Below are 23,309 nucleotides of genomic sequence, written 5' to 3' on the forward strand. Positions count from 1 at the left end.
CTGACCGCCTCATCCCTAGCGGGTGAACGGCACCGGGCCGCGTTGGCAACGCCTCGGGGGGCCGGCGAATCATCCGTGCGGGGTGATGCCTCCGGGCCTGTAGCGCGGCCAGACCCACGGAGGGCCTGCGCTTCTCGTGGCGTCTCAGCGTACGTCGACGTAGGGGACCTCGATGGCGTTGTTTCCGTAGCCGAGCCGGTTCCAGGGCGGGACGTCCGGTTGCATGTTGCCGGCCGCGTCGGTCGCTCTGGCGCGGAGGGTGTGTCTGCCCACGTCGGTCGCCTCCCAGTCGAACGACCAGTCCTGCCATTGGTAGGGGCCCTGGGGTGGCTCGAGTTGTGCCGGCTGCCAGTCGCCTTCGCCGGTGAGGCTGAGGTCGACTCGCGTCACTGGTCCGGTTCCCGACCATGCCTTGCCTCGTACCTTGTACGTTCCTGCAGTGATGGTCGATGCGGGCGCGGGATCGGTGATTCGCGCTCGCACGCGCATGAGGCTGACGGCCTCGTGTGGTCGATCGGGCCACTCGTAGATGTAGTGGCCGGTCTGAAACTCGCCGGTGTACGACTCGGTCAGGACGTCGATTCGCTTCAGCCATTTCACGGACGCGACGGCGTACCAGTGGGGCACGATGAGCCGGAACGGCGCTCCATGGTCCCGACCCAGTGGCTCGCCATTCATCTCGTAAGCGACCAGGATGTCGGCTGCCGGATCGGCTGCGTGGGAAAGGGGCAGCGCGCGCACGAAGGTCAGGTCGTCCTTGCTGGTCTCCGCGAGGACGGGCCGGAGGTGGAAGGCGCCGTGGTCGGACCCTTGGAACCGAACGTCGACGCCGCCTGCTGCTGGGTGCGCCTGCTGCAGCACGTCGTGGAGGAGCGCGCCGGTCCAGCGGGCGGTTGAGACCGCGTAAGCTCCCCATGGTTCGCCGGTCGGCAATGGTCGCATGTCGATTCGCCCGTTCCCTGCGCATTCGAGCGTGACCGTCCGCTCGGCCGATGGCATGGCGCGCAGGTCATCGAGCGTGAGGGTGATCGGGTTCTCGACCGCGCCGCCAACCTCGAGCGTGCCGTCGTGTGCCGGCACCGCGAAGTTGCTGCGGACGTAGTGGAGCTCGGTGGGCGTGATCAGCCCGGCGAGGGCCTCAGGCGGTGCCTCTGCATTGAAAGGAGCGGGGTGGATCATCAGAAGTGCGGCGCGTGCTCGTTCGAGATCTTCTGCCACAGTCATCTCTCAGCCTCCTCGTGTGCAGTGATTTAGTCGTGTGCCGCATCAGTAGTCGGGATCTTGGAAGGTCGGCTCCCGGCCTTCGTTGAAGGCGCCGATTCCCTCGACGCGGTCGGGATGGACGGCCGAGCGCCAGTGGGCTTCCATCATGATGGCGATCGCCTGCTCGGCCGGCTGGCCTTGACCCAGCTGAACGGCACGCTTGACCGCCTGCACCGCTGTCGGCGAGTTGCTCGCGATCTTCGTCGCGATCCGGTGTGCCGCGTCGACGAGCTCGGCCTGCGGGTAGATCTCGTTGACCATGCCCAGCCGGTGCGCCTCCCGGGCGGTGATCGGGTCGCCCGTCATCAGCATCTGCAGGGCCTTCCCCGGCGGGAGCAACCTGGGTAGGAACACCGGCGAGCCGCCGCCGGCCGCAAGGCCAAGCATTGCTTCGGGCTGGCCGAAGGTGGAGTTTTCGGAGGCGATGATGAAGTCGGTGCTCTGGGCGAGCTCGGAGCCGCCGCCGTAGGCGATCCCGTTGACGGCGGCGAAGATCGGCTTGCGCAGCTGCCGCACCGTGTAGAGCGTGCGATCAAAGTCCTGGCGCTGGCGGAGCCAGTCCTCCTTCGTCATGTCCTTGCGCTGGCGGAGGTCGCTGCCAACGGAGAAGGCCTTGTCCCCGGCTCCGGTGAGGATGACGACGCGAACGGCGGGGCGGACCGCGATCGCTTCGACGATTTCGGTCAGGCGGGCGCCCATTTCGGTGGAGATCGCGTTGTCGGCGTGTGGCCGGTTGAGGGTGATGAGCGCAATGCGATCGCCGGAGAGGTAGTCGACGAGCACGGGGGAGTCGGGCTCGTCGCCATCGGATGGCGGCGGACCGAAGTCAAGTTCCTTCCAGCGGTCGGTGCTGGTCGAGTTCGTTGTCACGTCGTCTTCCTCTTCTCATTCGAGGCCGGTCACGTCTCGAGCTCCGCCAGCCAGCGCAGAGCTCGCAGGCCTGGGGCGAAGCAGTATTCGCCGCCACGGGTGACGACGAACGGCGGCAACCCCTTCAGCCGGTGCCGGATCGGCTTGGCGGGAACGGTGAAGGTCCCCGAGCGGTCATGCGGTCCGACGAGCGGGTCCTTCTCATCCGGGGCGCCGATGAAGATGCCGTCGTTCAGCCATTGGGTCTTGACGAACTCGAATTGGCGCTTGAGGTGCGCGCCGGCGAAGACGAAGATGATGCCCCGGTCGACGCCGTCATCTTCGAGGACGCCTTCGGGCAGCATCGAGCCGTAGCTCGTACCCCGCCGGATCATCCGGTGCAGGCGTACGTTGACACTGCCCTCGTGGTCGAGCGCGTCCCTCGGGTTCGCGCGTCGCGCATGCGCGCCGGCCGGACATTTGAAGCCGCGCAGATCGTCGGCGTAGTGGAAGTCGTTGTTGCGGTGCGGGTCTCCGCCGAGTTCGGGATCGTCTTGCTCGGGGGAGAGCGCGAGCGGGGCGCCGCTCTGCCAGCGCCCGACCATCTTCGCGCCGAGGAGCGCCTGCTCCTCGCGGGTTGCGGCTTTCGCGCGGAGGTACTGCCGGTACGCCGCCACCCGCGTGTGCAGCTTTCGAAAGACGACGTACGTGCCGTTTCGACCGAGCACCGCCGGAGTCGGCATGGGCGGCAGCTCGCCCGTCTCATCCGGGTAGCCGAGGATGATCTCACCGGCCTTGAGCGGCTTTTCCTTCGGGTTCGAGGACGGGATGCCGCTGCCTTCGACCGCCGGCTGGCCGATCCCGTCCTTGAAGCCGAAGGACGTGCGCCCGGTCGGGAGCTGATAGCAGTCCTGACGCCAGATCAACTCGATGCCGGGAAGGTCCTGGTGGGCGCGGCGTGCCTTCTCGAGGACGGTCCGAAGCCGGGCGGCATCGGGGGAGAGCGCGGCCAGGGCGACGTGGACGTCGGGGGTGCCGAGCGGCTTCTCCCAGCGGTCGGGGCTGCTTTCGCCCACATCGCCCAGCTCGGCTGCCCGCGCCGCCATCCCCTGCTGGAACTCCGGAGCGAAGCTGTCGAGCGAGTCCTGCGGTACGCCGAGCGCCTTCAAGCCCTGATAAGTGAAGGCGACCGTGATCCAGGCGTCGCGGGTGGGATCGGGCGAGGGCCGTCCGGAGTCGACGATCGGGTGCAGTCTCCGCACCAGCTCGCGTCCGGCGGCTCGGTCGTCGATGCGCAGCAGGAGGTAGCTTCCGACGTAGGGCGACGGTCGCTCGTGCAGCGCGCCGCTCTGGATGTCGTCGAGTTCGAGGCCGATGCTCTGCCCGGCAGTCACGGTGTTCACCTACCCTCCGTCGCTAGAAGTGCTCGGGCGGTTCGGGCGGGTCTGGATTCGGCGCCGCGAGGTAGGGGAACGTCGTCGAGGCCGGCCTCGTCGCCTGGTCGACCCCGTCCCTGATGACGGGCCCGTTTCCGGCGTTGACGAGCTGGGTGAAGATTGTGTCGATCACGTCGTCGTTGAGCGCCCGTCCGCCACAGGTTTCGTGTGGCTTGCCCCGGAGGGCGGCGAGCTCGATCTCGAGGAAGGAGCCCTGCTCGGCGTACGGCTTGGTGAGGTCGACGACGAGGAAGTCGGCGAGTATCAGCTTTGTCAGGGGGTGGTCGCCGTTTTCGTCCCTGACCCAGTCGGTTTTGCCGTCGAGACCGTCCCAGAAGGCGAGGTTGGCGTTCAGCCGCGCCCGGTAGGCGCCCCGGTAGGACTCTCCGATACCGAACGCGTCCTCCATGTTGTACAGGTCGCGGATCTCGAGGTCTCGGTTCACCGGGTCGAACTGCTTCGGCGCCAGCATCATGTTCTTCACCTCAGGTCGCCCGACGCGTTCGATCCGAACGTCGAACTTGCCGCGGGTGAGCGTCTCCGCGACGACGCCGACCAGCTCCGCGCCGTCCAGGAGCGCGGAGTCGACCTCGACGACGAGGCTGAGGACGTTCTTGCCGTCAAGGAAGATCGACCCGGGATCGGTGAACGCCAACTTGCCCGTCGCGATCGTCTTCAACGCCGCGGGCGCGTCCATGATGAACGGATCCCAGCGCGGGCCGGCGAAGACGCGCGCGCCGTGCGCTGAGCCGCCCTGGTCATCGTTCACCCGGAGGGAGACCGTTTCGCCCGCTGGGGTGGTGCAGCTGCCTTCCTGTGCGGCGCCCTGCCTGCCGTCAGCCTTCACAGGAGGGGAGAAGACGCAGTCGAAGTCGAACTCCTCAGGGCCGACGGCGAATGGCACCTGATCGCCTCCCGCGGTCGCGGTCAGCGGGCGCAGTCGGAAGCGATAGACGAGTCCGTCGGACAGCAGGTCCGAGGGCTTCGCGAAGGGAAGTGTGTTCACCACGAGCACGAGATGTCCCGGCCGCTCTGGGCTCGGAAACGCGTACACGTCGGTGATGTCCGCTATCGGCTCGGCCAAGGCTCGCGGCCCTGAGATGTGATCCGACATTGGCGTCCTCGTTTCGGCCCCGCTGCTCGGGCTGGTCAGTCGGCAGCCTCGTCCAGCAGCGGCCGCAACGCGGGGTGCTGCAGCGCCTCCGCGGCCTCCGGGTGGTCCAGCACCTGCTGGAAGGCCTTGTTCACGCGCTGAGCTTTCCGGATCTCTTTCACCGTGCCGCCATAGTTCCGTGCGTAGGCACCCGCGGTCTGCTGCGCGCCGAGGATGAACGCCCTGACCGCAGCCAGATCCGGAAGACCCTCGTAGCCCTCCACGTGCCGGAAGATGAGATCGAACAGCTTCAGCGTCGGCCCAGACGTGAAGAAGTCCTCCATGTAGGCGTCCCAAGGGCCGTCGAAGCTCGTGACGAACGCGAGCCGCGTGTCGTCGTCAAAGGGCACGAACCTCGCCTCGTGGATCGTTGCGATCGACATGCCGTAGTCCCCTGGCCGGTACCCGGGTGTCTGCTGCAGCTCGCGAAGAGCGGTGCGCAGGGCTTTGCCCTCGTCCGGCTTGACATGGAAGAACAAGCTGAACTCGCTCGTCGGACCGGAACTGATGCCCGGGCGAGAGGTTCCTGCCGCAGGTGTCGCCATCATTCCTCCTCTGAGCTTCGCGGCCCCCGAGCTCGAGGTCGGCCTGGCGAAGTGCACCATCTGGAGGCCCGCGAGTGGATTCCGACCGCGATTTGCCCATGCTGCGCACCCGGCGACCGCCGGGCATCATCCTTCACGGGTGATCTCGGCGGCCGCCCGTGAAGGCTGCCGGCCGCACCACCCGCGCGAGAGAGCCACCCCGAGCAGCGACCGCACCCGGGGACACCCACGACCGGATCCGCCGCGACTGCGTCGATGACACGGGTGTGGTCACCCCTGTGCGCGGCGGCCTGCTCCATCACATCGGCATCGCCCGAACCGACGTCATCCTGCTCGACCAGGACCTGCACATCCGCGTCGTCGACACCGCCACCCGGCGAATTGCTCCGCGAACTCGTCCTCGACCCCACCAAGGACTGCCAACCCACCGGACGACCACCCGGGCCAGCCCACCGGCGGTGCTGGTGGGCTGGCCAGCAGGACGGGACCGATCCGCTGGCACTGCTGGACTCGATTGTGACCGAGATGATGAGTGTTGGGGGCAACGATGCCTGAACCGCCGCTGTCGCCCCGCGATGCCCCGGACAAGGACCAGTCGCACCGGCTGGCACGGGTACACCTTCACCTACATCCTCAGCGCGTTCGCCCTGCTCGTCTGGATCCTGGTACGGCGGCCCGACGCCTTCCGCCAAGCCCGCGACTCGTTCGTCGTCCTCAACGTGATCGCCATCGCCTGCTTTGTGCTCTACCCTGTGACGCCGCCCCGTCTGCTGCCCGAGCTCGGGCTCGTCGATACCGTTGCCCAGGGCAATGCCTGGTGGTCGGAGCTGGTCGACCACGCCAACCAGTTGGCGGCGATGCCATCCCTGCACGTCAGCTGGGCGGTGTGGGTCCGCCGAGCTGGACGAAGCCGACCACCTCCATGCCGTCAATCCGGCCCGTCCGGCTACCACGAGCCAGGTCCACGGACCCACCTGGACGGATGTGTTCGGGGAGGAGTTGGTCGCGATCGCGGCCGAGCGAACGGATCTGGTCGCGGTGACGGCGGCGATGTCGCGGCCGGCTGGGCTGTTTCCGTTGGCCTGCCGGTACCCCGAGCGGGTGTACGACGTCGGGATCGCCGAGCAGCACGCGGTGACGTCTGCTGTCGGGCTGGCCGCTGCGGGGCTGCATCCTGTGGTCGCGATCTACTCGACATTCCTCAACCGCGCCTTCGATCAGGTACTGATAGACGCGGCGCTGCCGGGCGCCGGTCACGTTCGTCCTTGACCGCGCCGGAATCACCGGTCCGGATGGGCCGTCTCACCACGGAATGTGGGATGTGGCTCTGTTTGGGTTGGTTCCCGGCATGCGGGTCGCGGCCCCTCGGGACGCACAGCAGCTGCGGGTTCTGTTACGCGCGTGCATCGCCCATCAAGCCGGGCCTACCATGCTGCGGTTCCACGTGGACGCAGCGGAGTAGTCCTCCGCGCCCGAGCAACCATCGGCGCTGCGGAGTTGCTGACGGCGGGCCGGTCCGAGGTGCTGCTCGTGCCCGTGGGTCCGCTGGCCGCCGCCGCGTTGGAGGCTTCCCGTCGACTCCGCGCGCTGGGAATCGGCGCGACGGTCGTCGATCCGCGGTGGATCAGCTCAGTCGATCCCGAGCTCGTCCGGTACGCCGGCAAGCACCGGCTGGTGGTGACGATCGAAGACAACGCGCTGCCGGGTGGATTCGGAGATGCCCTTGCGCGGGCGCTTCGACGTACGACGTCACGCCCTGCACTCATCACCCTCGGCCTGCCCAGCGACTTCATCGCGGCGGGGGAGCGCGAGGACATTCTTCACGCGTACGGACTTGATGCCGATGGCATTACCAGGGCCGTCGCAGCCGCTGTGTGAGCCGCCCATCCATGCCCTCGCCGCCGGCTCTCAGTCGGTCCACCAGACGCCGCCGCTGAAGATGCTGTGACGGACAGAATCAACTCGTAGCCCTCAACCGATGTGGAGATCGCGGTCTCCGGTCGGGCCAAGAAGAAAGGGGCTCATGTCCCTAGGGACTTGAACCCCCACGGTGTCCGAGGGGGGACTTGAACCCCCACGCCCCGCGAAGGGCACTAGCACCTCAAGCTAGCGCGTCTGCCTATTCCGCCACCCGGACGAGTGGTCTTGTCGCCGTAGCGACGCTGACCGGAGAACAGTAGCAAACTCCACGGGTGGAATTCACATCGGGCCCGGGCCGCGCTCCGACGGGCTGTCTCGGGGGTCTCTCGAGGCGTAGTTTGAAATTCAAGTGGTGCCTGGGAGGAGGCTGGGATGAACGCGTGGAACGCGATGACGTTCGAGGGTAAGGACACGATCCTGGGGGTGGTCCGGCGCGAGGCGGGGGAGTTCTTCAAGCTGGTGGACAGCGACGAGGCGTGGGAGGCGCCGACCGGGGCCGGGCACTGGCAGGTACGGGACGTGGTGGCGCATATCGCGGACACCACCGAGGCGTACTTCGTCGCGTTCGACGCGGCCCGGTCGCACACCGAGGTGCCGGCCGCGTACGGGCTGCCGGGGATGGCCGAGCGGGTCGACAAGCAGGCGCTGGCGCTCCGCGATGTGCCGAGGACCGAGCTGGTCGAGCGGCTGCGCGGCGACTTCGACAAGATCATGGAGATCTTCGACGCGCTGGGTCCGGAGGACTGGACCGGGCTGAACGTGCCGCACTTCTACATGGGGCCGTTGCCGTCGTTCTTCTTCCCGGCCTTCCAGCTGATGGACTACGGCGTCCACTCCTGGGACGTCCGGCAGGGGACCGGCCGGGCGCACGGGCTGACCGGCGAGGCGGCTGACCTGCTGGTCCCGTTCATGTTCGTGCTGTGGCAGTACACGACCAAGGTCAACGAGCCGTGTGACCTCGGCATCCGGATCACCAGCGGCCCCAACGCCGGCGACACGCGGGTCCTGGTAGGTCCGGACGGCATGACGTACGAGGCGGGCGAAGGCGACACTGTGATCGAGTTCGATCCGGGCAGTTTCGTGCTGACCGCGTTCGGGCGCAGTAACTCCGGCACGATCCGCGGCGACCGCGCCGTCGCGGACCGCTATCTCAACCTGTTCTTCCGAATCTGAGGGGATCCGTATGACTGATATCGACCTGTCCGCGATCGAGGCCGAGCGGGACCGGATCAGAGCGACGTACCTCCAGCAGGGGAAGACGTCGTCGGCGCGCGGGCTGCATCATGTCGCGGTGCTGTGCGCGGACGTCGAGCGGACCGTGAAGTTCTACCAGGGCGTGCTCGAGTTCCCGCTCACCGAGATCGTCGGCAACCGGGACTACGAGGGCTCGAACCACTTCTTCTTCGACATCGGCAACGGCAACCTGCTGGCGTTCTTCGACTTCCCCGGGCTCGATCTCGGTCCGTACGCCGAGGTGCTCGGCGGTCTGCATCACATGGCGATCTCGGTGGAGCCGGAGAAGTGGGCGCGGCTGAAGGCGAACCTCGACGAGGCTGGCATCGAGTACCTGGAGGAGAGCGGTACGTCGATCTACTTCCGGGACCCGGACGGCACCAGAGTCGAGCTGATCGCCGACCCGCTGGGGGAGATGTACGGCCTAAAGGTCCTCTGAACCGCGCGCCCGGCGGGCCATTTGACGAGCCTGTCGCAGCGGCTCCGGAGTCCGGCGTCCGGCGAGTGACGCCTGGACGACCTGGACCGCCGTACCGAGGTCGGTTCGCCACCCCGGATGGACGACGAGCGGCCGCGTACCCGGCTTCGTGCGGAGCCAGGTCGCGACCTGCTCGGCGTCCACTGTGAGCGGGGCGGTCGCGCCGGCCTCGTCGGCGGGCCAGTCTCCGCAGGCCGTCAACGGTCGATGCGTGACACCGACTGTCGGCAGGTCCAGTACGGCGCCGAGCTGTGTCGCCAACCCGGCACGTCGAGGGTGATCGCGTCCGGTGGCGTCCAGAAGCAACACCTCGGGCTGAGGTCTGAGACGCCGTACGACGTCCTCGAACAGCGGAGCGAGTCGGAGAGCCAGCAGACCCGGGACGTACGGCGCCGCGGTGCGACCGGTGATCGATGACCGCCCCACCACGCGGCGACCGTCCATGACGACGGCGGCGGCCCAGGCATGGTCACCGGCAGAGCCCGGACCCGACAGACCGCGCGGAAGGCAGATCCAGGCACCGCCGGCGAGGAACCGCTCCGGGGGTGTCCATCGTGGTGGTGTCGCCTGGGCGAGGGCGTGTTGGAGCGAGATCAGGCTCATAGGTGCGTGCGGAACCAGTCGCGGGCCAGTTCGGCGACTCGCTCGAGCGTGCCGGGCTCGGAGAAGAGGTGTGTGGCGCCAGGGACGATCTCGAGTTGGTTGGCACACTGCAACTGCTGCTGGACCTCGCGGTTGAGCTCGAGTACGTCGGTGTCGCGCTCGCCGACGATCAGGAGCGTCGGCGCGGACACGTCGGCGAGCCGTGGACCGGCGAGATCGACCCTTCCGCCACGCGAGACGACGGCCCGTACGTCGTCGGCGCCGCTGCCCGCCGACCACAGGGCGGCCGCTCCGCCCGTGCTGGCGCCGAAGTACGCGACCGGGCCGAATCCGTCGCCCGCCCAGACGTGAGCGGTGGTCAGTCTCTCGGCCAGCAAGGGGATGTCGAAGACGTTTCTGCGGTCGGTGGCCTCCGCGGGCGACAGGAGGTCGAACAACAAGGTCGCGAGACCGGCTCGGTTCAGGACGTGGGCAACGTACTGGTTGCGGGGACTGTGCCGGCTGCTGTCGCTGCCGTGGGCGAAGATCACCAGGCCGTTCGAGGGTGCGGGCTCGGTGAGATCGCCGGGAAGCTCGACGCCAGACGACTCGATGGTCACCTGGTCGGTTCTCATGCCGGACCGGATCCGTTCGGCGCCGGGTGTTCGACCAGGGCGATCACCCGGGTGGTGATGAAGCGGGCGGTGCGGACCGTTTTGCCGCTGCGGGTGACCTCGACAACCTCGGTGACGTTCCGGGTGGTGTTGATCTCGACCCGGCGGCCGGCTTTGGTCGCGGTGATCTCGTACGTCGACACGCCGCTGCCGGTGTCGACGACGATCTCCACCCGGTCGCCCTTCACACCTTCCTGATACCCGGCTGCTGCGATGTCATTCGGCGGTGGGGGAGGATGGGCCCATGACTTCTCCGGGGAGCAGTGACCGTCCGTCGTACACACCTGACGCCGAAGTGGTGGAGCTGTGTAGTGAGCTGATCCGGATCGACACCACGAACTACGGCAACGGCAAGAGCAACGGTGAGCGGGTCGCCGCGGAGTACGTCGCGGCGAAGCTGGACGAGGTCGGGATCGAGTCCACGATCTACGAGTCGGAGCCGGGCCGGGCCACGCTGGTGGCGCACTGGGAGGGCGAGGACCAGTCGGCCGACCCGTTGCTGGTGCACGGGCACCTGGACGTCGTACCGGCCGATCCGAAGGACTGGAAGGTGGACCCGTTCGCCGGGGAGATCTTCGACGGGTGCGTGTGGGGCCGCGGCGCGGTCGACATGAAGGACTTCGACGCGATGGTGCTGTCGGTGGTCCGGGCGCGGCAGCGGGCCGGGGTGAAGCCGCGGCGGCCGGTGCGGCTGGTGTTCACCGCGGACGAGGAGGCCGGCGGTGTGTACGGCGCCCAGTGGCTGATCAACAACCACCCGGACACGGTGGCCGACTGCACCGAGGGCATCGGTGAGGTCGGCGGGTTCTCGGTCACGGTGAAGGACGACCTGCGGCTGTATCTGATCGAGACCGCCGAGAAGGGCATGAGCTGGATGCGGCTCAAGGCCCGCGGTACGGCGGGGCACGGGTCGATGGTGAACAACGACAACGCGGTCACCAACCTGGTCGAGGCGGTCACCCGGATCGGCGGGCACGAGTGGCCGCTGCGGCTGACGCCGACGGTCCGGGAGTTCCTGAAGACGCTGGAGGATGTGCTCGAGGTCGAGCTGGACCCGGAGGACATGACCGAGACGCTGGCGAAGCTGGGCAGTTTCAGCCGGATGTTCGGCGCGACCATCCGGAACACGGCCAACCCGACGATGCTGAACGCCGGCTACAAGGTGAACGTGATCCCGGGCGACGCCGAGGCGCATATCGACGGCCGGTTCCTGCCCGGGTACGAGGACGAGTTCTTCGCCACCATCGACGAGCTGATCGGCGACAAGGTACGGCGCGAAGCAGTGGTCGAGGACATCGCGCTGGAGACCGAGTTCAGCGGCGGCCTGGTCGAGGCGATGAAGGCGTGCCTGGCGGCCGAGGACCCGCAGAGCCGGACCGCGCCGCTGCTCATGTCGGGCGGCACGGATGCCAAGTCATGGAGCCGGCTGGGGATCCGGTGCTTCGGGTTCGTGCCGCTGCAGCTGCCGCCTGATCTGGACTTCATGGGCATGTTCCACGGCATCGACGAGCGGGTCCCGACCAGCGCGCTGGAGTTCGGCTCCCGGGTGCTGGACCGTTTCCTGGATGAGGCCTGAGGGGTCAGCTCCGGAGCCGGGACGGCCGGTGGGTGATCTCCTCGATGTCCTGAGCCGCGGCGAGCACCAGACGATGCGCCAGCTCTGACAGTGCTCGCGCGGCGGCCAGTTCGTCGCCGATTTGCGGCACCTCGCGATCGTTCGGGTGCCGGTACGCCGTACCCCGTCCGGCCAACTGTTCTCCGTCAGTACGCAGCCGGGCCTCCGCATGCGTGGTCCGCTGGTCCTCGACCTCGTCGATCTCGATGTCGACTGTCCACTGCCGCATGGTCATCCCACTCACCTCATCTACAGCGTCGTACCGCACGCCCTGACTCACAAGAGGTTGAGTGTGGTGCGGAGGTTGGGGAGGTGCTGGATGAGGGGCTTGGGTGGGGTTGGCGTGGTGACGAGGGACAGGGTGAGGCGGTAGCGGAAGGGCGCGGGGGTGAGGCGTTCGCCGGGGCGGAGTTCGGTGGCGAGGGCGCTGCGGGGGACCAGGGCCAGTTGGGTACGACGACGGGCCATGGCTACTGTGGTGCTCAGGGTCACGCCGTGGCGGGGTACGGCGCCGAGAGCGACCAGGCGGGCGTGGATCTCCTCGGCGCCACGGTCGTAGGTGGAGAACGGGACCGGGCGGTCTTTCAACGGTTGCTTGGCGCGGCCGGGTGGGGTTGCACCCGGTGGGACGAAGAGGACGAGTTCGTCGCGGCCGACCCGGCGGGCGATGGTGCCGCGGGGGAGTGTCATCTGGTCGGCGATCGCGATGAACGCGGCGTCCATGGTGCCTTCGGCGATCCGTTCGACCAGGAAGTGGCCGTGGTCGACCTGTTGCTGGATGTCGAGATCGGGCAGGTCTGCGTCGAGGACGGGGAACAGGATGGGCGCCAGGCTGGCGAAGGTGCCGATCACCAGCCGCTGACCGGCGGCGGCCTCGCGGGTGGCGGCGTACACCTCCTCGAGGTGGCCGAGGATGTGGTCGGCTCGGCGGCCGAGCTCGGCGCCGGCGGGTGTCGGGCGGGCGCCGCGGGTGTCGCGTTCGAACAACTTGGTGCTGCACATGCGCTCGAGTCGGGCCAGTCGCTGGGACGCGGACGGTTGCGAGATGCGCAGTTCACGGGCCGCGGTACCGACCGCGCCGGTCCGGGCGATCGCCTGCACCAGCCGCAGATCATCGACCGATGGTAATGAGGCCATAGGTACAGCCTATGGCAACCACCAAGCCGCCGCAGGCTACCCGGACCGCTTGATAACTTCAAGAATCTAAGGCATGAGGGCTCGGAGCGAAGCGTTCGCACTGCTGGCAGGTGGCGGTGCGGCCGACCTGGCGTTCCGGATCGCGCAGGTCGCGTTGCCGCTCGTCATCCTCCACGAGACGGGCTCCGTTGCTGCTACCGGACTGGTCGGCGGTGCGTCTGGACTACCGGTGCTGTTGTCGCCATGGTGGGCCAGGAAGGCCCGGCAATGGGTGGACTCGGGTCCACGGCTCGCTGTGGTCGCAGCTATCTCTGCACTCGCGTTGGCGAGTGTGCCGGCTGCGGCCGCGCTAGGACTCCTCACACCCGAGTTGTTGGTCGTCAGCGGTCTACTGCTCGGGTGTGGCGACGCCCTGTCGACACCAGGTCGGTCAGCGCTGCTGGCTGATACCGGAGACCGGTGGGGTGACGGTAAGGCCGTCGTACTGCTCACCTGGCAGGACGGACTGCGCAGGATCGGCATGATGGTCGGACCGGTCGTCGGAGCCTTTGCAGTGGCGACAGGGTTCACGAACGGACTGCTGTGGGTGGAGGCGGTCACTGTGGTGGCTGCAGGGCTCCTGGCCTGCGCTGTGAAGGCGGAGCGCGCTCCCGAAGGCATAGCGACTCCTACGATCCGTGCCAGCCTCAGAGGTCGTCCTGACGTGCTCTACGGCTGGATAGCTCGTGGGACCGGCTGCGTGACCTGGTTCGCGTTCACTCTCGGCCTGTCGGTGATCGGTGCACAGCGCGGTGAACCCGGTGTCTACCTGGCTGCCGGCATGACCGGGTACGGCGTCGGGTCTGTCATCGGGACGGCGATCTCCCTGGCCGTCGTACGACGTCTGCCGCCAGTACCCCTGGCTGCGATGGCCTGGGCCTGCATGGGCTTGTGCTGGGCCGGGATGGGGCTGTGGACGCACCCGCCGGTCATTGCCCTCCTGGGTGCGCTTTCGGGCATAACCGTCGTACTCGGGATCGCTGCGATCTCTGTTCTGATCACCAGGTCGTCACAAGGGGCGGAGCGTCGGGCGCTGCTGTCCGGGCAGACCGTGGTCGTGAACGCGGGGAGTTCCGCCGGGATGCTGGCCGGAGGGCCCATCATCGCGGCGGCCGGAGCCGAGAACACCCTGGTCGGGGCCGGGCTGCTGACCACGCTCGTCGCACTCGTAATCCTGGTGAAGCCGAGACCGTCGCAGTGCGACACTGCGAACCATGTCCGAGATCGTGATCACCACCCTGGCCGAGCGGCCTGAGTACCGGCAGCCGATGTACGACTTCGCCGACACGTGGCCGGCGTTCATGCACAACGACCCGGTCGGCAACGCGTTCATGGGCCAGGTCCCGGATGCGTTCCCGGATCAGTGCCTGGTGGCGACCGAGGCCGGCGAGCTGGTCGCCCACGGTCGCAGCATCCCGTTCGTGTTCCCGGACGAGAACCGCAGCGAGTTGCCCTCCGGTGGCTGGGATCGGGTGCTGCAGTGGGGATTCGCCGATCTGCGCAACGGACGGACCCCGAACGTCTCGAGTGCCCTGGAGATCGTGATCCGGCCTTCGCACCTCGGCCGCGGGCTGTCGCACGAGATGCTCAAAGCGATGCGCGCGGCGGTGAAGGCGAAGGGACACAGCACTCTGTTCGCTCCGGTTCGCCCGAACGGGAAGGCCGACGCAGAGCTTCCGATGACGGAGTACGTCCAGCAGTTCAGGGACGACGGTCTGCCGACGGATCCCTGGTTGCGTGTGCATGTGAAGGCAGGCGGAAAGATCGTGCAGGTCGCACCCCGGTCCATGGTGATCGCGGGTTCGCTGGCGGAGTGGCGGGAATGGACCGGCCTGCCGTTCGACGTCTCCGGCGATGTGATCGTCCCGAAGGCGCTCGTCCCGGTGCACGTGGACGTCGCCCACGACCACGCCGTGTACGTCGAACCGAACGTCTGGGTCCGCCACGACCTCTAGCGCGCGAGGCGGCTGAGGAGGGACGAGGCGGCACAGATACCGGCGACGGCGGCGACGATGAGGACGGCGAAGTCCAGCCAGTAGTTGGTGGGCTCGCCGATGAGTAGCCCGCGCAGGGCGCTGACCTCGTAGGTGAGGGGATTGACGTGGCTCAGCACGCGGAGCCAGTCGGGCATCAGGCTGACCGGGTAGAGGGCGTTGGACGCGAAGAACAGCGGCATGGTGATGGCCTGGCCGATGCCCATCAGCCGGTCGCGGCGTAGTACCAGACCGGCGATCGTCATCGACAGACAGGAGAAGAACGCCGCACCGAGCACGACCACCGCGAGAACGGCGAGCAGTTTCAACGGGTTCCAGGTCATGCTGACACCGAGCAGTGCGGCGACGACGAGTACGACGATCGTCTGGGCGATCGTCCGTACGCCGGCCGCGAACGCCTTGCCGGCGACCAGTGCGGAGCGCGGGCTCGGCGTGACCAGGAGCTTGGTCAGGATGCCCGCGTCGCGTTCCCAGATGATCTGGATGCCGTAGAAGATCGCGACGAACAGGGCGGACTGCGCGATGATGCCCGGCGCGAGATAGTCCAGATACGGCACGTCTCCGGTCGGGATCGCCTTGATCCGGCTGAACGTCACGCCGAAGATGACCAGCCACAGGATCGGCTGGATCGCCCGCGTGAGCAGCTCCGTCCGGTCGTGTCTCAGCTTCTGGAGCTCGACCAGGCAGAACGTGCCGATCCGCGAGAGCAGCCGGGTAGCGGCCCGGCCCCGGGACTCAGCCCATGCGCTGGGCGGTGCGGCGGGTGCCACGGACATCGCGCAGTCCTCCCTTCTCCGCACCTTCCAGGCTTTCGCCGGTGTGGTGGCGGAACACGTCTTCGAGACTGGCCTCGGGACCGAGCTCGGCCTTGAGATCAGCCGGTGTCCCCACAGCGCGTAGCCGGCCATGGTGCATCAGGGCTACCCGATCGCACAGCAGGTCGGCTTCCTCCATGTAGTGCGTGGTCAGCAGCACCGTCATCCCGTACCGCTCCTGCATGTCCTGGACCCGGGCCCAGACGGAATCCCGCGCGACCGGATCGAGGCCGACCGTCGGCTCGTCGAGCACGAGCAGGGCCGGCCGGTTTCACCAGTGCCTGGGCAAGCTCGAGGCGGCGCACCATGCCGCCGGAGTACGTCGACGCGAGCCGGTCGGCGGCGTCGGTCAGGTCGACGATCTCGAGGACCTCGGCGACGCGGGCGGCTCGTTCGCGACGCGGTACGTCGAACAGTCGGGCGAACCAGGACACGTTCTCCTTCCCGGTCAGCGCGCCCTCGATCGACAGCTGCTGCGGGACGTAGCCGAGCATCCGCCGTACCGTCATCGCGTCCCTGCGCACATCCAGTCCGAAGACCTGGACCGTGCCGGACTGCGGCGGGTAGAGGGTGTTGAGCACGCGCAGCGTGGTCGTCTTGCCGGCGCCGTTCGGTCCGAGCAGGCCGAAGCACTCGCCCGGGTTGACCGTCAGGTCCAGCGCGTCGACGGCCAGATGAACCCCGAACCGGTGGCTCAGCCCGGCGATCCGCACTGCTGCATCCGCGTTCATGCTCACTCCTTCCCTGGGTGGGTCAACGCGAGTTCGCCGGGATGCTCCGGGTGCAGTTTGTCGGCGAGTACGGCGAGAATCGGCAGAGCGGACCGCAACGCGGCACGTTCATCAGGCTCGAGGTCGTCGAGCGCCTGCGTGACGAGAGCGGTACGGCGGTCGCGCCAGGCCTCGACCTGCTCCCGGGCGGGCTCGGTCAAGGTGAGCCGGGCTACGCGTCGGTCGGTCTCGTCAGGGGTGCGCTGCAGGAGCCCGCGCTCGGTGAGCTGGCCGACCAGGGTCGACACGGTGTTCGCGACCAGGCCCAGCTCGGCGGCGGCCTCCGCGACCGAGATCCCGGGATTGCGGCGGACGGTACGGATCAACTCGGCCTGTGAGTCGGTCAGTGCCGACAGCGGAAAGGGTCGCCCGACCGATCGGCGGAGGTGGCGGCGCACCAGCCCGATCGCGGCCAGCAGCTCCTCCGCAAGACCCTCGGTGGTGTTCACATCTCCGACGATACCTCTGTCGCAGAGATATTTCAGGGGACACAGGACCCCAACTTGTTGGGGTAGGCCGGCACGGGGAGCTGCCGGAGCATCGGTGGCATGAGTACTACGGAACGCAACAAGGGGATTGTCCGCGATCTGATCGACGGATTGTTTACAAAAGGGGACCTCGGGGCGGTCGACACCTACCTCGCCGAGGACTTCATCAATCACGACCCGCCGTTCGGGGTCACGGCCGACCGCGAGGGGATGCGAGTCGCCGGGGGACTGATGCGGCAGGGGTTCCCGGACTGGCACAGCGAGATGCACGAGTTGGTTGCAGAGGGCGACATCGTGGTCGAGCGATTCACCGCGGGTGGGACGCATCAAGGTGAGGTGATGGGGGTCGCGCCGAGCGGGAAGACTGTGAGCCTGCCCGGGATCAACATCTTCCGGCTGCGGGACGGTCTGGTGGTGGAACGCTGGGGACGGCTGGACGAACTCGGGTTCCTCCGGCAACTGGGCGTCGTACCGGATCAGCCGTAGCATCGCGATCATGGGGGCGGCGGATCGCCTGGAAGTGCTGATCCAGCGGTGCTACGCGGGGCTGGACGCGGATCAGTTGCGGTCCGAGACGCTGACCCGGCTGAAGAAACTGATGACCGTCGACGCCGCATTCTTCGCGACGGTGGATCCGGCCACGATCCTGTTCACCTCCGCGAGTTCGGACGAGCCGCTCGGTGCCGCGACCGAGCAGTTCCTGTGGAACGAGTTCGGGCAGGAGGACGTGAACAAGTTCGCCGCCCTCGCCGCCGCACCCGACCCGGTGAGTTCGCTCGGCCATGCCACGAAGGGGCAGTGGCCGAGCAGCGCCCGGTACGTCGAGGTGATGCGCCCGATCGGTCTCGGCGACGAGCTCCGGGCCGCGCTGGTGTCGAACGACCGCTGCTGGGGCGTCATCTGCCTGCACAGGGAGGACGCCGCAACCGGCTTCTCGGATGAGGAACTTCAGCTGGTACGACGCCTTGGACCGCATCTCGCCGAGGGACTACGACGCGGCCTGCTCGGCGGATCGGTCAGAGACGGCGATGTCGGTCCAGGAGTGGTGGTTCTGAATTCGAAGCACGCCGTTGTGTCGGTCAGTGCGGAGGCGGAGCACTGGATGGCGGAGCTGGATCCGGAGCGTAGGACGGAGTTGCCGGTGGCAGTGCGGGCTGCGGCGGTGCAACAGCGGCGGGTGCACGAACCGCCCGGAGCGCCGGTGCTGAAGGTGAGGACCACGAACGGGCGTTGGCTCGCACTGCATGCGACACTCCTCAAGAGCATCGGCGAGGAGCAGATCGCGGTGGTCATCGAGCCGGCCACGGCGGCGCAGCTCGGGTCGTTCCTGCTGGACCTGCACGGGCTGACACCGGCTCAACAGCGGGTCACCGAACTCCTGCTGAAGGGCTACTCGACCCGGCAGATCGTCGACCGGTTGTGCCTGTCCCCGCACACGGTGCAGGAACACGTCCGGGCAGCCTTCGACAAGGTGGGCGTCGGCAGTCGACGCGAACTGGTGACGGCCCTGCTCAGAGGGTCCGCATCACCCGGATGATCCGGCGCCGGAGCCAGACCCGGCGCGATCCGTCCGGGTAGCGGCGAAGCCGGGCGAGTTCCCAGCCGCCGTACTCGGCGTGCTCGGTCAGCAACCGGCGGACGGCGCCGCGCGACTCCGTCCTGGACAATTCGAACTGTTGCAGTTCGTATTCGGCCATCCGCACCTCCAGCACTGCTCTACGACACATCCTCCAAAGCTGCGACGATCGCGGGTGGGAGGGTGAGCTCCTCCACACCCAGGACCGACTTGAGCTGCATCGCCGTCCGGGCCCCGACGATCGCCGCCGACACGCCGGGCCGGTCCCGCACCCAGGTGAGCGCCACCTCGAGCGGTGTCCAGCCGAGCCCGTCGGCGGCTCGCGCGACTGCCTCCACGATGCCCGAACCACGGCCGTCGAGGTAGGGGTCGACGAATCTGGACAGATGCTGAGATGCCGCCCGGGAGTCCGCCGGGATACCGGTGCGGTACTTCCCAGTCAACACACCCCGGCCAAGCGGCGACCACGCCAGCACCCCGATCCCCAGCCCGCCGGCCGCCCGGATCGCGTCCGCCTCGGCGTCCCGGGCGAGCAGTGAGTACTCCACCTGGTTCGACACCGGCACGGCGCGACCGGGCCACGCCTGCTGCCAGGTGACCGCCCGGGCCGACTTCCACCCCGCGTAGTTCGAGACACCGACGTACCGGACCTTGCCCGAGTTCACCGCGTGGTCGAGCGCCGACAGCGTCTCCTCCAGCGGTACGTCGTCCGACCAGGTGTGCAGCTGCCACAGGTCGATGTGGTCGACGTTCAGCCGGCGCAGGGAGCTGTCCAGGTCGCGTAGCAGGGCGCCGCGCGAGGTGTCGGTGATCCGCTCGCCGCGGCGGACGCTGAAACCGGCCTTGGTCGCGATCACCAGGTCGTCACGGTCCACCACGTCGCCGAGCAGAGTGCCGATCAGTCGCTCGCTGTCACCGTCGCCGTACGCGGCCGCGGTGTCGATCAGCGTCCCGCCGGCCGCGACGAACGCGGCGAGCTGCTCGCGCGCCTCGTGCTCGTCGGTGTCACGCCCCCAGGACATGGTGCCGAGGCCGAGTCGGCTCACCGCCAGTCCACTGTGACCGAGATAGCGCTGCTGCATGAACCCGAGCCTATTGGCCGCCACCGACAACGGCTCGTTAGGCTCGCCTGTCATGCGACTCGGACTCAACATCGGCTTCGTCTTCGGTGGCGATGACCATCTGAATCATCTGAGGCTGGTGAAGGAGGCCGAACAGCTCGGTTTCTCGGTCACCTGGGCCGCGGAGGCGTACGGCTCGGACGCCGCCACGCTGCTGACCTGGATCGCCGCCCAGACGTCGACCATCGATGTCGGCGCGGCCGTGTTCCAGATCCCGGCCCGGACCCCGGCGATGACCGCGATGACGGCGGCGACGCTGGACCGGCTGTCGAACGGCCGCTTCCGGCTCGGCCTGGGCGTGTCCGGACCACAGGTCTCCGAGGGCTGGCACGGCGTCCGGTTCGACAAGCCGCTGGCCCGCACCCGCGAGTACGTCGCCATCGTGAACGCCGCGATGCGACGTGAGACGGTTGCTTTCGAGGGCGAGCACTTCACCCTGCCGCTGCCCGGCGGCGCGGGGAAGGCGCTGAAGCTGTCCATCCACCCGATCCGCGACCATGTGCCGGTGTACCTGGCCGCGGTCGGTCCGAAGAACCTCGAGCTGGCCGGCGAGATCGCCGACGGCTGGCTCGGCATCCTGAACGACCCCGCCTATCTGGGAGAGCAGTTGAAACACATCGCGACGGGCCGCCAGGCTCGTCAGGAGGGACTCGACGGCTTCGACGTCGTCGCGTCCGTGCCGGTGATGACCGGTGACGACCTGCAGGCCGCGGCCGACCCGATCCGTGGGTACGCCGCCCTCTACATCGGCGGCATGGGCAGCCGGGAGAAGAACTTCTACAACGCGCTGGCCGTCCGGATGGGGTACGCCGAGGAGGCCAAGCGGATCCAGGACCTCTACCTGGACAAGCAGCACCGCGAGGCGATGGCCGCCGTACCGCACGGGTTCATCGACTCGATCTCGCTGCTCGGCAGCAAGGAGCGGATGGCCGAGAAGCTCACCGCGTACGCCGAGGCCGGGGCGACCACCGTCGCACTGACCCCGTTCGCGTCGACCGTGGAGCAGCGGATCGCCGACATCCGCACCGTCGCCGAGGCCCTCGAACTCGCCGGGGTCGGTGACTGAGTGTCCATCTGGGAAGCCATCATTCTCGGCATCGTCGAGGGTCTGACCGAGTTCCTGCCGGTGTCCAGCACCGGGCACCTCACCATCGCCTCGAAGGCGCTCGGTCAGCAGATCGACGACCCGTCCATCACCGCGTTCACCGCGGTGATCCAGTTCGGCGCGATCGCGGCCGTGGTGCTGTTCATGTGGAAGGACATCCGCAAGTACGCCGTCGCCTGGTTCAAGGGGCTGCGGCACCCGGAGTACCGGGGTGAGTTCGATCACCGGATGGGCTGGTTCGTCATCGTCGGCTCGCTGCCGATCTGCATCGTCGGGTACCTCGGACGGGACATCATCTCGGGCCCGCTGCGCAGCCTGTGGTGGGTCGCGGCGTCGCTGATCGGCTGGTCGTTCGTGATGGTCGCGGCGGAGCGGCTGAGCACCAAGAGCCGGCCGCTGACCAGGATCACCCTGATCGACGCGATCGTGATGGGCATCATCCAGTGCCTGGCGCTGATCCCGGGGGTGTCCCGCTCGGGCGCCACCATCGCGGCCGGCCTGTTCTGCGGACTGGACCGGGTCGCGGCGACCAAGATGGCGTTCCTGCTCGGCATCCCGGCCCTGGTCGGTGCCGCGGTGTTCGAGCTCCCGCACGCACTCGAGGGAGACGTCGGGCTGGTACCGGTCCTGGTCGGCACCGCGGTCAGCTTCGTGGTCGCCTACGCGTCAGTGGCCTGGCTGCTGAAGTTCGTCGCCAAACACACCACCGAGATCTTCGCCTTCTACCGCATCCTGATAGGCATCGTCATCGTGATCCTCCTGGCGACGAGCACGATCACCGCGACTTAGAGCCAGCCGACTTTGCGGAAGAAGCGGTACATGGTGAAGCAGACGACGAGCATCAGGAGGAGGACGGCGTAGTAGCCGTAGTGCCAGCGGAGTTCGGGCATGTTGTCGAAGTTCATGCCGTAGATCCCGGCCACCATGGTCGGGACCGCTGCGATCGCGACCCATGCCGAGATGCGTCTCATATCGTCGTTCTGCTGCACCGAGACGCGGGCCAGGTGGGCGTTCAGGGCCGAGCTGAGCAGGATGTCGAGGGCCTCGGTCTGGTCCGAGACACGGTTCACGTGGTCGGCGACGTCGCGGAAGAACGGCGCGGCCTTGGCGCTGATCCCGGGGACGCCGTGCGCGAACTGCTCCATCGGTTCGCGCAGCGGCCCGACCGCGCGGCGCATCTCGAGCACCTCGCGCTTGAGCTTGTAGATCCGCTCGGCGTCGCTGGTGCGCTCCGGGGAGAACACCGAGGACTCGATCTCGTCGACGTCGAGCTCGACCTGCTCGGCGACCTCCTCGTAGGCGTCGACCACCGAGTCGCAGATCGCCCACAGTACGGCGGCCGGGCCGTGACCGAGGATCGAGGCGCGTTCTTCCAGCTCCTGCCGGGCCGTGGCCAGCTCACCGCCTTCACCGTGCCGGACGGTGACGACGTACCGGGGACCGATGAAGACGCTCAGTTGACCGGTCTCCACGGCGTCGCCCTCGTCGACGTACCAGAGGGTGCGCAGTACGACGACGATCGCGTCGCCGAACCGCTCGACCTTGGGGCGCTGGTGGGCCTTGAGGGCGTCCTCGACGGCGAGTTCGTGCAGGCCGAAGAGCGCCTGGACCCGGCGCATCTCGGTGTCCGACGGCTCGTGCAGGCCGACCCAGCCGAAGCAGCGGCCGTCGTCGTCGATGGCCTGGGCAACGGTCTCGGGATCCCTGGGCAGATCCTGCCGCTCGCCCTCGGCATACACGCCGCAGTCCACGATCACCCCACCATCATGTCACCGGGACTTGCCTCGACCGGATAACGTGCAGGGCATGCCCACGGTGATTCTGGTCCGCCACGGCCGCAGCGCCGCGAACACGTCCGGCACGCTGGCCGGCCGCACCCCGGGGGTGAAGCTGGACGAGACCGGCGTGCAGCAGGCCGAGGCGGTCGCGCAGCGGCTGGCCGAGCTGCCGCTGGCGGCGATCGTCACGTCGCCGCTGGAGCGCTGCAAGCAGACCGCGGCCGCGATCGCCAAGCACCACGGTGCGTTGCGTCCGGCAACGGATCGGCGACTGACCGAGTGTGGGTACGGCGACTGGACCGGCCAGAAGATCTCCACGTTGGCGAAGGATCCGCTGTGGGCGGTGGTCCAGCAGCACCCGTCGGCGGTGACGTTCCCGAACGGGGAGTCGATGCGGGCGATGCAGCAGCGCGCGGTGGACGCCGTTCGGGCGCATGACGCGGCGCTGGCGAAGAGCCACGGGGACGGCGCGCTGTGGGTCGCGGTGTCGCACGGCGATGTGATCAAGGCGATCGTCGCGGATGCACTCGCGCAGCACCTGGACACGTTCCAGCGGATCGTCGTGGACACCGCGTCGACCACGATCATCACCTACACCGCGACCCGCCCGTTCCTGGTCCGGCTGAACGACTCCGGCAGCGAGCTCGCCTCCCTGATTCCGAAGCCGCAGCCGAAGACCCGGAGGACCAAGAAGCAGTCCTCGGACGCAGTGGTCGGCGGACGGTAATGACGCAGTGG

General features: G+C 68.1%; 27 protein-coding genes, 1 tRNA gene and 2 pseudogenes. 13 read left to right on the top strand and 17 right to left on the bottom strand.

Annotated elements, in window-relative coordinates; all coding sequences use genetic code 11:
- Window positions 1–144: 144 nt before the first annotated feature.
- The 5 genes from V9K99_RS36625 to V9K99_RS36645 form a co-directional block, all read right to left on the bottom strand.
- On the bottom strand, window positions 145–1,224 hold the full coding sequence (locus V9K99_RS36625) for a sulfite oxidase (protein ID WP_337011018.1): 1,080 nt from the start codon (window positions 1,222–1,224) through the stop codon (window positions 145–147).
- A gap of 42 nt (window positions 1,225–1,266) precedes the next feature.
- Window positions 1,267–2,046, bottom strand: a complete 780-nt coding sequence (locus tag V9K99_RS36630) for an enoyl-CoA hydratase/isomerase family protein (protein ID WP_337011016.1) — start codon at window positions 2,044–2,046, stop codon at window positions 1,267–1,269.
- A gap of 116 nt (window positions 2,047–2,162) precedes the next feature.
- Window positions 2,163–3,515, bottom strand: coding sequence for a Dyp-type peroxidase (locus V9K99_RS36635; RefSeq protein WP_337011014.1), 1,353 nt, complete (start codon window positions 3,513–3,515; stop codon window positions 2,163–2,165).
- Window positions 3,516–3,528: 13 nt separating this feature from the next.
- A complete protein-coding gene (locus V9K99_RS36640) occupies window positions 3,529–4,662 on the bottom strand; it encodes a DUF4331 family protein (RefSeq protein WP_337011012.1) in 1,134 nt (377 codons plus the stop codon).
- 35 nt (window positions 4,663–4,697) lie between these two features.
- Complete coding sequence (locus V9K99_RS36645) at window positions 4,698–5,246, bottom strand: hypothetical protein (protein ID WP_337011010.1); 549 nt, start codon at window positions 5,244–5,246, stop codon at window positions 4,698–4,700.
- A gap of 575 nt (window positions 5,247–5,821) precedes the next feature.
- On the opposite strand from V9K99_RS36645, the pseudogene V9K99_RS42830 reads away from it, so the two are divergent.
- The 3 genes and pseudogenes from V9K99_RS42830 to V9K99_RS36655 form a co-directional block, all read left to right on the top strand.
- Window positions 5,822–6,127, top strand: a pseudogene (locus V9K99_RS42830) (phosphatase PAP2 family protein); the annotation flags it as partial.
- Window positions 6,057–6,708 (top strand): annotated as a pseudogene (locus V9K99_RS36650) (hypothetical protein). The pseudogenes V9K99_RS42830 and V9K99_RS36650, both read left to right, overlap by 71 nt.
- The gene (locus tag V9K99_RS36655) at window positions 6,648–7,124 is read left to right on the top strand and encodes a transketolase C-terminal domain-containing protein (protein WP_337011005.1); all 477 of its coding nucleotides are present in this window, start codon (window positions 6,648–6,650) and stop codon (window positions 7,122–7,124) included. The pseudogene V9K99_RS36650 and the gene V9K99_RS36655 overlap by 61 nt, the downstream one beginning before the upstream one ends.
- A gap of 173 nt (window positions 7,125–7,297) precedes the next feature.
- Here V9K99_RS36655 and V9K99_RS36660 read toward each other — a convergent pair.
- Window positions 7,298–7,383, bottom strand: a tRNA-Leu gene (locus V9K99_RS36660).
- Between the two features lie 155 nt (window positions 7,384–7,538).
- Between V9K99_RS36660 and V9K99_RS36665 the strand changes: the two genes are divergently transcribed.
- Together V9K99_RS36665 and V9K99_RS36670 are read left to right on the top strand one after the other, a co-directional pair.
- Complete coding sequence (locus V9K99_RS36665; protein ID WP_337011003.1) at window positions 7,539–8,339, top strand: maleylpyruvate isomerase family mycothiol-dependent enzyme; 801 nt, start codon at window positions 7,539–7,541, stop codon at window positions 8,337–8,339.
- A 10-nt stretch (window positions 8,340–8,349) separates the two neighbouring features.
- Entirely contained in the window at window positions 8,350–8,838 is a 489-nt protein-coding gene (locus tag V9K99_RS36670; protein ID WP_337011001.1) for a VOC family protein, read from the top strand.
- On the opposite strand, the gene V9K99_RS36675 is transcribed toward V9K99_RS36670, so the two are convergent.
- The 3 genes from V9K99_RS36675 to V9K99_RS36685 are packed head-to-tail and all read right to left on the bottom strand — an operon-like array spanning window position 8,824 to window position 10,321.
- Window positions 8,824–9,480 carry an endonuclease V gene (locus V9K99_RS36675; protein WP_337010999.1) on the bottom strand — a complete coding sequence of 219 codons (657 nt, stop codon included), beginning with the start codon at window positions 9,478–9,480 and terminating at the stop codon, window positions 8,824–8,826. The two genes, V9K99_RS36670 and V9K99_RS36675, sit on opposite strands and share 15 nt — an antisense overlap.
- Window positions 9,477–10,094, bottom strand: a complete 618-nt coding sequence (locus V9K99_RS36680) for a dienelactone hydrolase family protein (RefSeq protein ID WP_337010997.1) — start codon at window positions 10,092–10,094, stop codon at window positions 9,477–9,479. The genes V9K99_RS36675 and V9K99_RS36680 overlap by 4 nt, the downstream gene beginning before the upstream one ends.
- Window positions 10,091–10,321, bottom strand: a complete 231-nt coding sequence (locus V9K99_RS36685) for a hypothetical protein (protein ID WP_337010995.1) — start codon at window positions 10,319–10,321, stop codon at window positions 10,091–10,093. The genes V9K99_RS36680 and V9K99_RS36685 overlap by 4 nt, the downstream gene beginning before the upstream one ends.
- A 56-nt stretch (window positions 10,322–10,377) precedes the next feature.
- Here V9K99_RS36685 and V9K99_RS36690 point away from each other — a divergent pair, with 56 nt between their 5' ends.
- Complete coding sequence (locus V9K99_RS36690) at window positions 10,378–11,709, top strand: M20/M25/M40 family metallo-hydrolase (RefSeq protein ID WP_337010993.1); 1,332 nt, start codon at window positions 10,378–10,380, stop codon at window positions 11,707–11,709.
- A 4-nt stretch (window positions 11,710–11,713) separates the two neighbouring features.
- Here V9K99_RS36690 and V9K99_RS36695 read toward each other — a convergent pair whose 3' ends face one another.
- Together V9K99_RS36695 and V9K99_RS36700 are read right to left on the bottom strand one after the other, a co-directional pair.
- Complete coding sequence (locus V9K99_RS36695; RefSeq protein WP_337010991.1) at window positions 11,714–11,983, bottom strand: DUF1876 domain-containing protein; 270 nt, start codon at window positions 11,981–11,983, stop codon at window positions 11,714–11,716.
- A gap of 41 nt (window positions 11,984–12,024) precedes the next feature.
- The gene (locus V9K99_RS36700) at window positions 12,025–12,885 is read right to left on the bottom strand and encodes a LysR family transcriptional regulator (RefSeq protein WP_337010989.1); all 861 of its coding nucleotides are present in this window, start codon (window positions 12,883–12,885) and stop codon (window positions 12,025–12,027) included.
- 73 nt (window positions 12,886–12,958) lie between these two features.
- Here V9K99_RS36700 and V9K99_RS36705 point away from each other — a divergent pair, with 73 nt between their 5' ends.
- Both V9K99_RS36705 and V9K99_RS36710 read left to right on the top strand, forming a co-directional pair.
- A complete protein-coding gene (locus V9K99_RS36705) occupies window positions 12,959–14,179 on the top strand; it encodes an MFS transporter (RefSeq protein ID WP_337010987.1) in 1,221 nt (406 codons plus the stop codon).
- Entirely contained in the window at window positions 14,139–14,879 is a 741-nt protein-coding gene (locus V9K99_RS36710) for an N-acetyltransferase (RefSeq protein WP_337010985.1), read from the top strand. Before V9K99_RS36705 ends, V9K99_RS36710 begins: the two co-directional genes overlap by 41 nt.
- Here V9K99_RS36710 and V9K99_RS36715 read toward each other — a convergent pair.
- The 3 genes from V9K99_RS36715 to V9K99_RS36725 form a co-directional block, all read right to left on the bottom strand.
- Complete coding sequence (locus V9K99_RS36715) at window positions 14,876–15,694, bottom strand: ABC transporter permease (RefSeq protein WP_337010983.1); 819 nt, start codon at window positions 15,692–15,694, stop codon at window positions 14,876–14,878. The two genes, V9K99_RS36710 and V9K99_RS36715, sit on opposite strands and share 4 nt — an antisense overlap.
- Before the next feature lie 98 nt (window positions 15,695–15,792).
- Window positions 15,793–16,464, bottom strand: a complete 672-nt coding sequence (locus tag V9K99_RS36720; RefSeq protein WP_337010981.1) for an ABC transporter ATP-binding protein — start codon at window positions 16,462–16,464, stop codon at window positions 15,793–15,795.
- Between the two features lie 2 nt (window positions 16,465–16,466).
- Entirely contained in the window at window positions 16,467–16,952 is a 486-nt protein-coding gene (locus V9K99_RS36725; protein WP_337010979.1) for a MarR family winged helix-turn-helix transcriptional regulator, read from the bottom strand.
- 99 nt (window positions 16,953–17,051) lie between these two features.
- Between V9K99_RS36725 and V9K99_RS36730 the strand changes: the two genes are divergently transcribed.
- Both V9K99_RS36730 and V9K99_RS36735 read left to right on the top strand, forming a co-directional pair.
- Window positions 17,052–17,477, top strand: a complete 426-nt coding sequence (locus V9K99_RS36730) for an ester cyclase (RefSeq protein ID WP_337010977.1) — start codon at window positions 17,052–17,054, stop codon at window positions 17,475–17,477.
- Window positions 17,478–17,487: 10 nt separating this feature from the next.
- The gene (locus V9K99_RS36735) at window positions 17,488–18,528 is read left to right on the top strand and encodes a LuxR C-terminal-related transcriptional regulator (protein WP_337010975.1); all 1,041 of its coding nucleotides are present in this window, start codon (window positions 17,488–17,490) and stop codon (window positions 18,526–18,528) included.
- Here the strand turns inward: V9K99_RS36735 and V9K99_RS36740 are convergent.
- Both V9K99_RS36740 and V9K99_RS36745 read right to left on the bottom strand, forming a co-directional pair.
- Window positions 18,503–18,688: a DUF5703 family protein gene (locus tag V9K99_RS36740; RefSeq protein WP_337010973.1), complete on the bottom strand. Its 186-nt coding sequence runs from the start codon at window positions 18,686–18,688 to the stop codon at window positions 18,503–18,505. The two genes, V9K99_RS36735 and V9K99_RS36740, sit on opposite strands and share 26 nt — an antisense overlap.
- A 19-nt stretch (window positions 18,689–18,707) precedes the next feature.
- Window positions 18,708–19,649, bottom strand: a complete 942-nt coding sequence (locus V9K99_RS36745; protein WP_337010972.1) for an aldo/keto reductase — start codon at window positions 19,647–19,649, stop codon at window positions 18,708–18,710.
- 52 nt (window positions 19,650–19,701) lie between these two features.
- On the opposite strand from V9K99_RS36745, the gene V9K99_RS36750 reads away from it, so the two are divergent.
- Both V9K99_RS36750 and V9K99_RS36755 read left to right on the top strand, forming a co-directional pair.
- Window positions 19,702–20,754 (top strand): LLM class F420-dependent oxidoreductase, encoded by a 1,053-nt coding sequence (locus tag V9K99_RS36750; RefSeq protein ID WP_337010970.1) that lies wholly within the window; start codon window positions 19,702–19,704, stop codon window positions 20,752–20,754.
- On the top strand, window positions 20,755–21,582 hold the full coding sequence (locus tag V9K99_RS36755) for an undecaprenyl-diphosphate phosphatase (protein ID WP_337010968.1): 828 nt from the start codon (window positions 20,755–20,757) through the stop codon (window positions 21,580–21,582).
- Here the strand turns inward: V9K99_RS36755 and corA are convergent.
- Window positions 21,579–22,550 carry a magnesium/cobalt transporter CorA gene (gene corA / locus V9K99_RS36760; RefSeq protein ID WP_337010966.1) on the bottom strand — a complete coding sequence of 324 codons (972 nt, stop codon included), beginning with the start codon at window positions 22,548–22,550 and terminating at the stop codon, window positions 21,579–21,581. The two genes, V9K99_RS36755 and corA, sit on opposite strands and share 4 nt — an antisense overlap.
- Window positions 22,551–22,599: 49 nt before the next feature.
- Here corA and V9K99_RS36765 point away from each other — a divergent pair, with 49 nt between their 5' ends.
- The gene (locus tag V9K99_RS36765; protein ID WP_337010964.1) at window positions 22,600–23,298 is read left to right on the top strand and encodes a histidine phosphatase family protein; all 699 of its coding nucleotides are present in this window, start codon (window positions 22,600–22,602) and stop codon (window positions 23,296–23,298) included.
- Window positions 23,299–23,309 lie beyond the last annotated feature (11 nt).

This window comes from Kribbella sp. CCNWLW201 (assembly GCF_037203805.1).
GTDB lineage: Bacteria > Actinomycetota > Actinomycetes > Propionibacteriales > Kribbellaceae > Kribbella.

What these genes read in the sequence shown, in the direction of transcription:
- V9K99_RS36670 (WP_337011001.1), top strand. Translation starts at nt 8,350, where the DNA reads ATGACTGATATCGACCTGTCCGCGATCGAGGCCGAGCGGGACCGGATC.
- V9K99_RS36745 (WP_337010972.1), bottom strand. Translation starts at nt 19,649, where the DNA reads ATGCAGCAGCGCTATCTCGGTCACAGTGGACTGGCGGTGAGCCGACTC.
- V9K99_RS36680 (WP_337010997.1), bottom strand. Translation starts at nt 10,094, where the DNA reads ATGAGAACCGACCAGGTGACCATCGAGTCGTCTGGCGTCGAGCTTCCC.
- V9K99_RS36675 (WP_337010999.1), bottom strand. Translation starts at nt 9,480, where the DNA reads ATGAGCCTGATCTCGCTCCAACACGCCCTCGCCCAGGCGACACCACCA.
- V9K99_RS36735 (WP_337010975.1), top strand. Translation starts at nt 17,488, where the DNA reads ATGGGGGCGGCGGATCGCCTGGAAGTGCTGATCCAGCGGTGCTACGCG.
- V9K99_RS36695 (WP_337010991.1), bottom strand. Translation starts at nt 11,983, where the DNA reads ATGACCATGCGGCAGTGGACAGTCGACATCGAGATCGACGAGGTCGAG.
- V9K99_RS36705 (WP_337010987.1), top strand. Translation starts at nt 12,959, where the DNA reads ATGAGGGCTCGGAGCGAAGCGTTCGCACTGCTGGCAGGTGGCGGTGCG.
- V9K99_RS36700 (WP_337010989.1), bottom strand. Translation starts at nt 12,885, where the DNA reads ATGGCCTCATTACCATCGGTCGATGATCTGCGGCTGGTGCAGGCGATC.
- V9K99_RS36750 (WP_337010970.1), top strand. Translation starts at nt 19,702, where the DNA reads ATGCGACTCGGACTCAACATCGGCTTCGTCTTCGGTGGCGATGACCAT.
- V9K99_RS36715 (WP_337010983.1), bottom strand. Translation starts at nt 15,694, where the DNA reads ATGTCCGTGGCACCCGCCGCACCGCCCAGCGCATGGGCTGAGTCCCGG.
- V9K99_RS36710 (WP_337010985.1), top strand. Translation starts at nt 14,139, where the DNA reads ATGTCCGAGATCGTGATCACCACCCTGGCCGAGCGGCCTGAGTACCGG.
- V9K99_RS36740 (WP_337010973.1), bottom strand. Translation starts at nt 18,688, where the DNA reads ATGGCCGAATACGAACTGCAACAGTTCGAATTGTCCAGGACGGAGTCG.
- V9K99_RS36720 (WP_337010981.1), bottom strand. Translation starts at nt 16,464, where the DNA reads ATGAACGCGGATGCAGCAGTGCGGATCGCCGGGCTGAGCCACCGGTTC.
- V9K99_RS36690 (WP_337010993.1), top strand. Translation starts at nt 10,378, where the DNA reads ATGACTTCTCCGGGGAGCAGTGACCGTCCGTCGTACACACCTGACGCC.
- V9K99_RS36665 (WP_337011003.1), top strand. Translation starts at nt 7,539, where the DNA reads ATGAACGCGTGGAACGCGATGACGTTCGAGGGTAAGGACACGATCCTG.
- V9K99_RS36645 (WP_337011010.1), bottom strand. Translation starts at nt 5,246, where the DNA reads ATGGCGACACCTGCGGCAGGAACCTCTCGCCCGGGCATCAGTTCCGGT.
- V9K99_RS36625 (WP_337011018.1), bottom strand. Translation starts at nt 1,224, where the DNA reads ATGACTGTGGCAGAAGATCTCGAACGAGCACGCGCCGCACTTCTGATG.
- V9K99_RS36640 (WP_337011012.1), bottom strand. Translation starts at nt 4,662, where the DNA reads ATGTCGGATCACATCTCAGGGCCGCGAGCCTTGGCCGAGCCGATAGCG.
- V9K99_RS36765 (WP_337010964.1), top strand. Translation starts at nt 22,600, where the DNA reads ATGCCCACGGTGATTCTGGTCCGCCACGGCCGCAGCGCCGCGAACACG.
- V9K99_RS36730 (WP_337010977.1), top strand. Translation starts at nt 17,052, where the DNA reads ATGAGTACTACGGAACGCAACAAGGGGATTGTCCGCGATCTGATCGAC.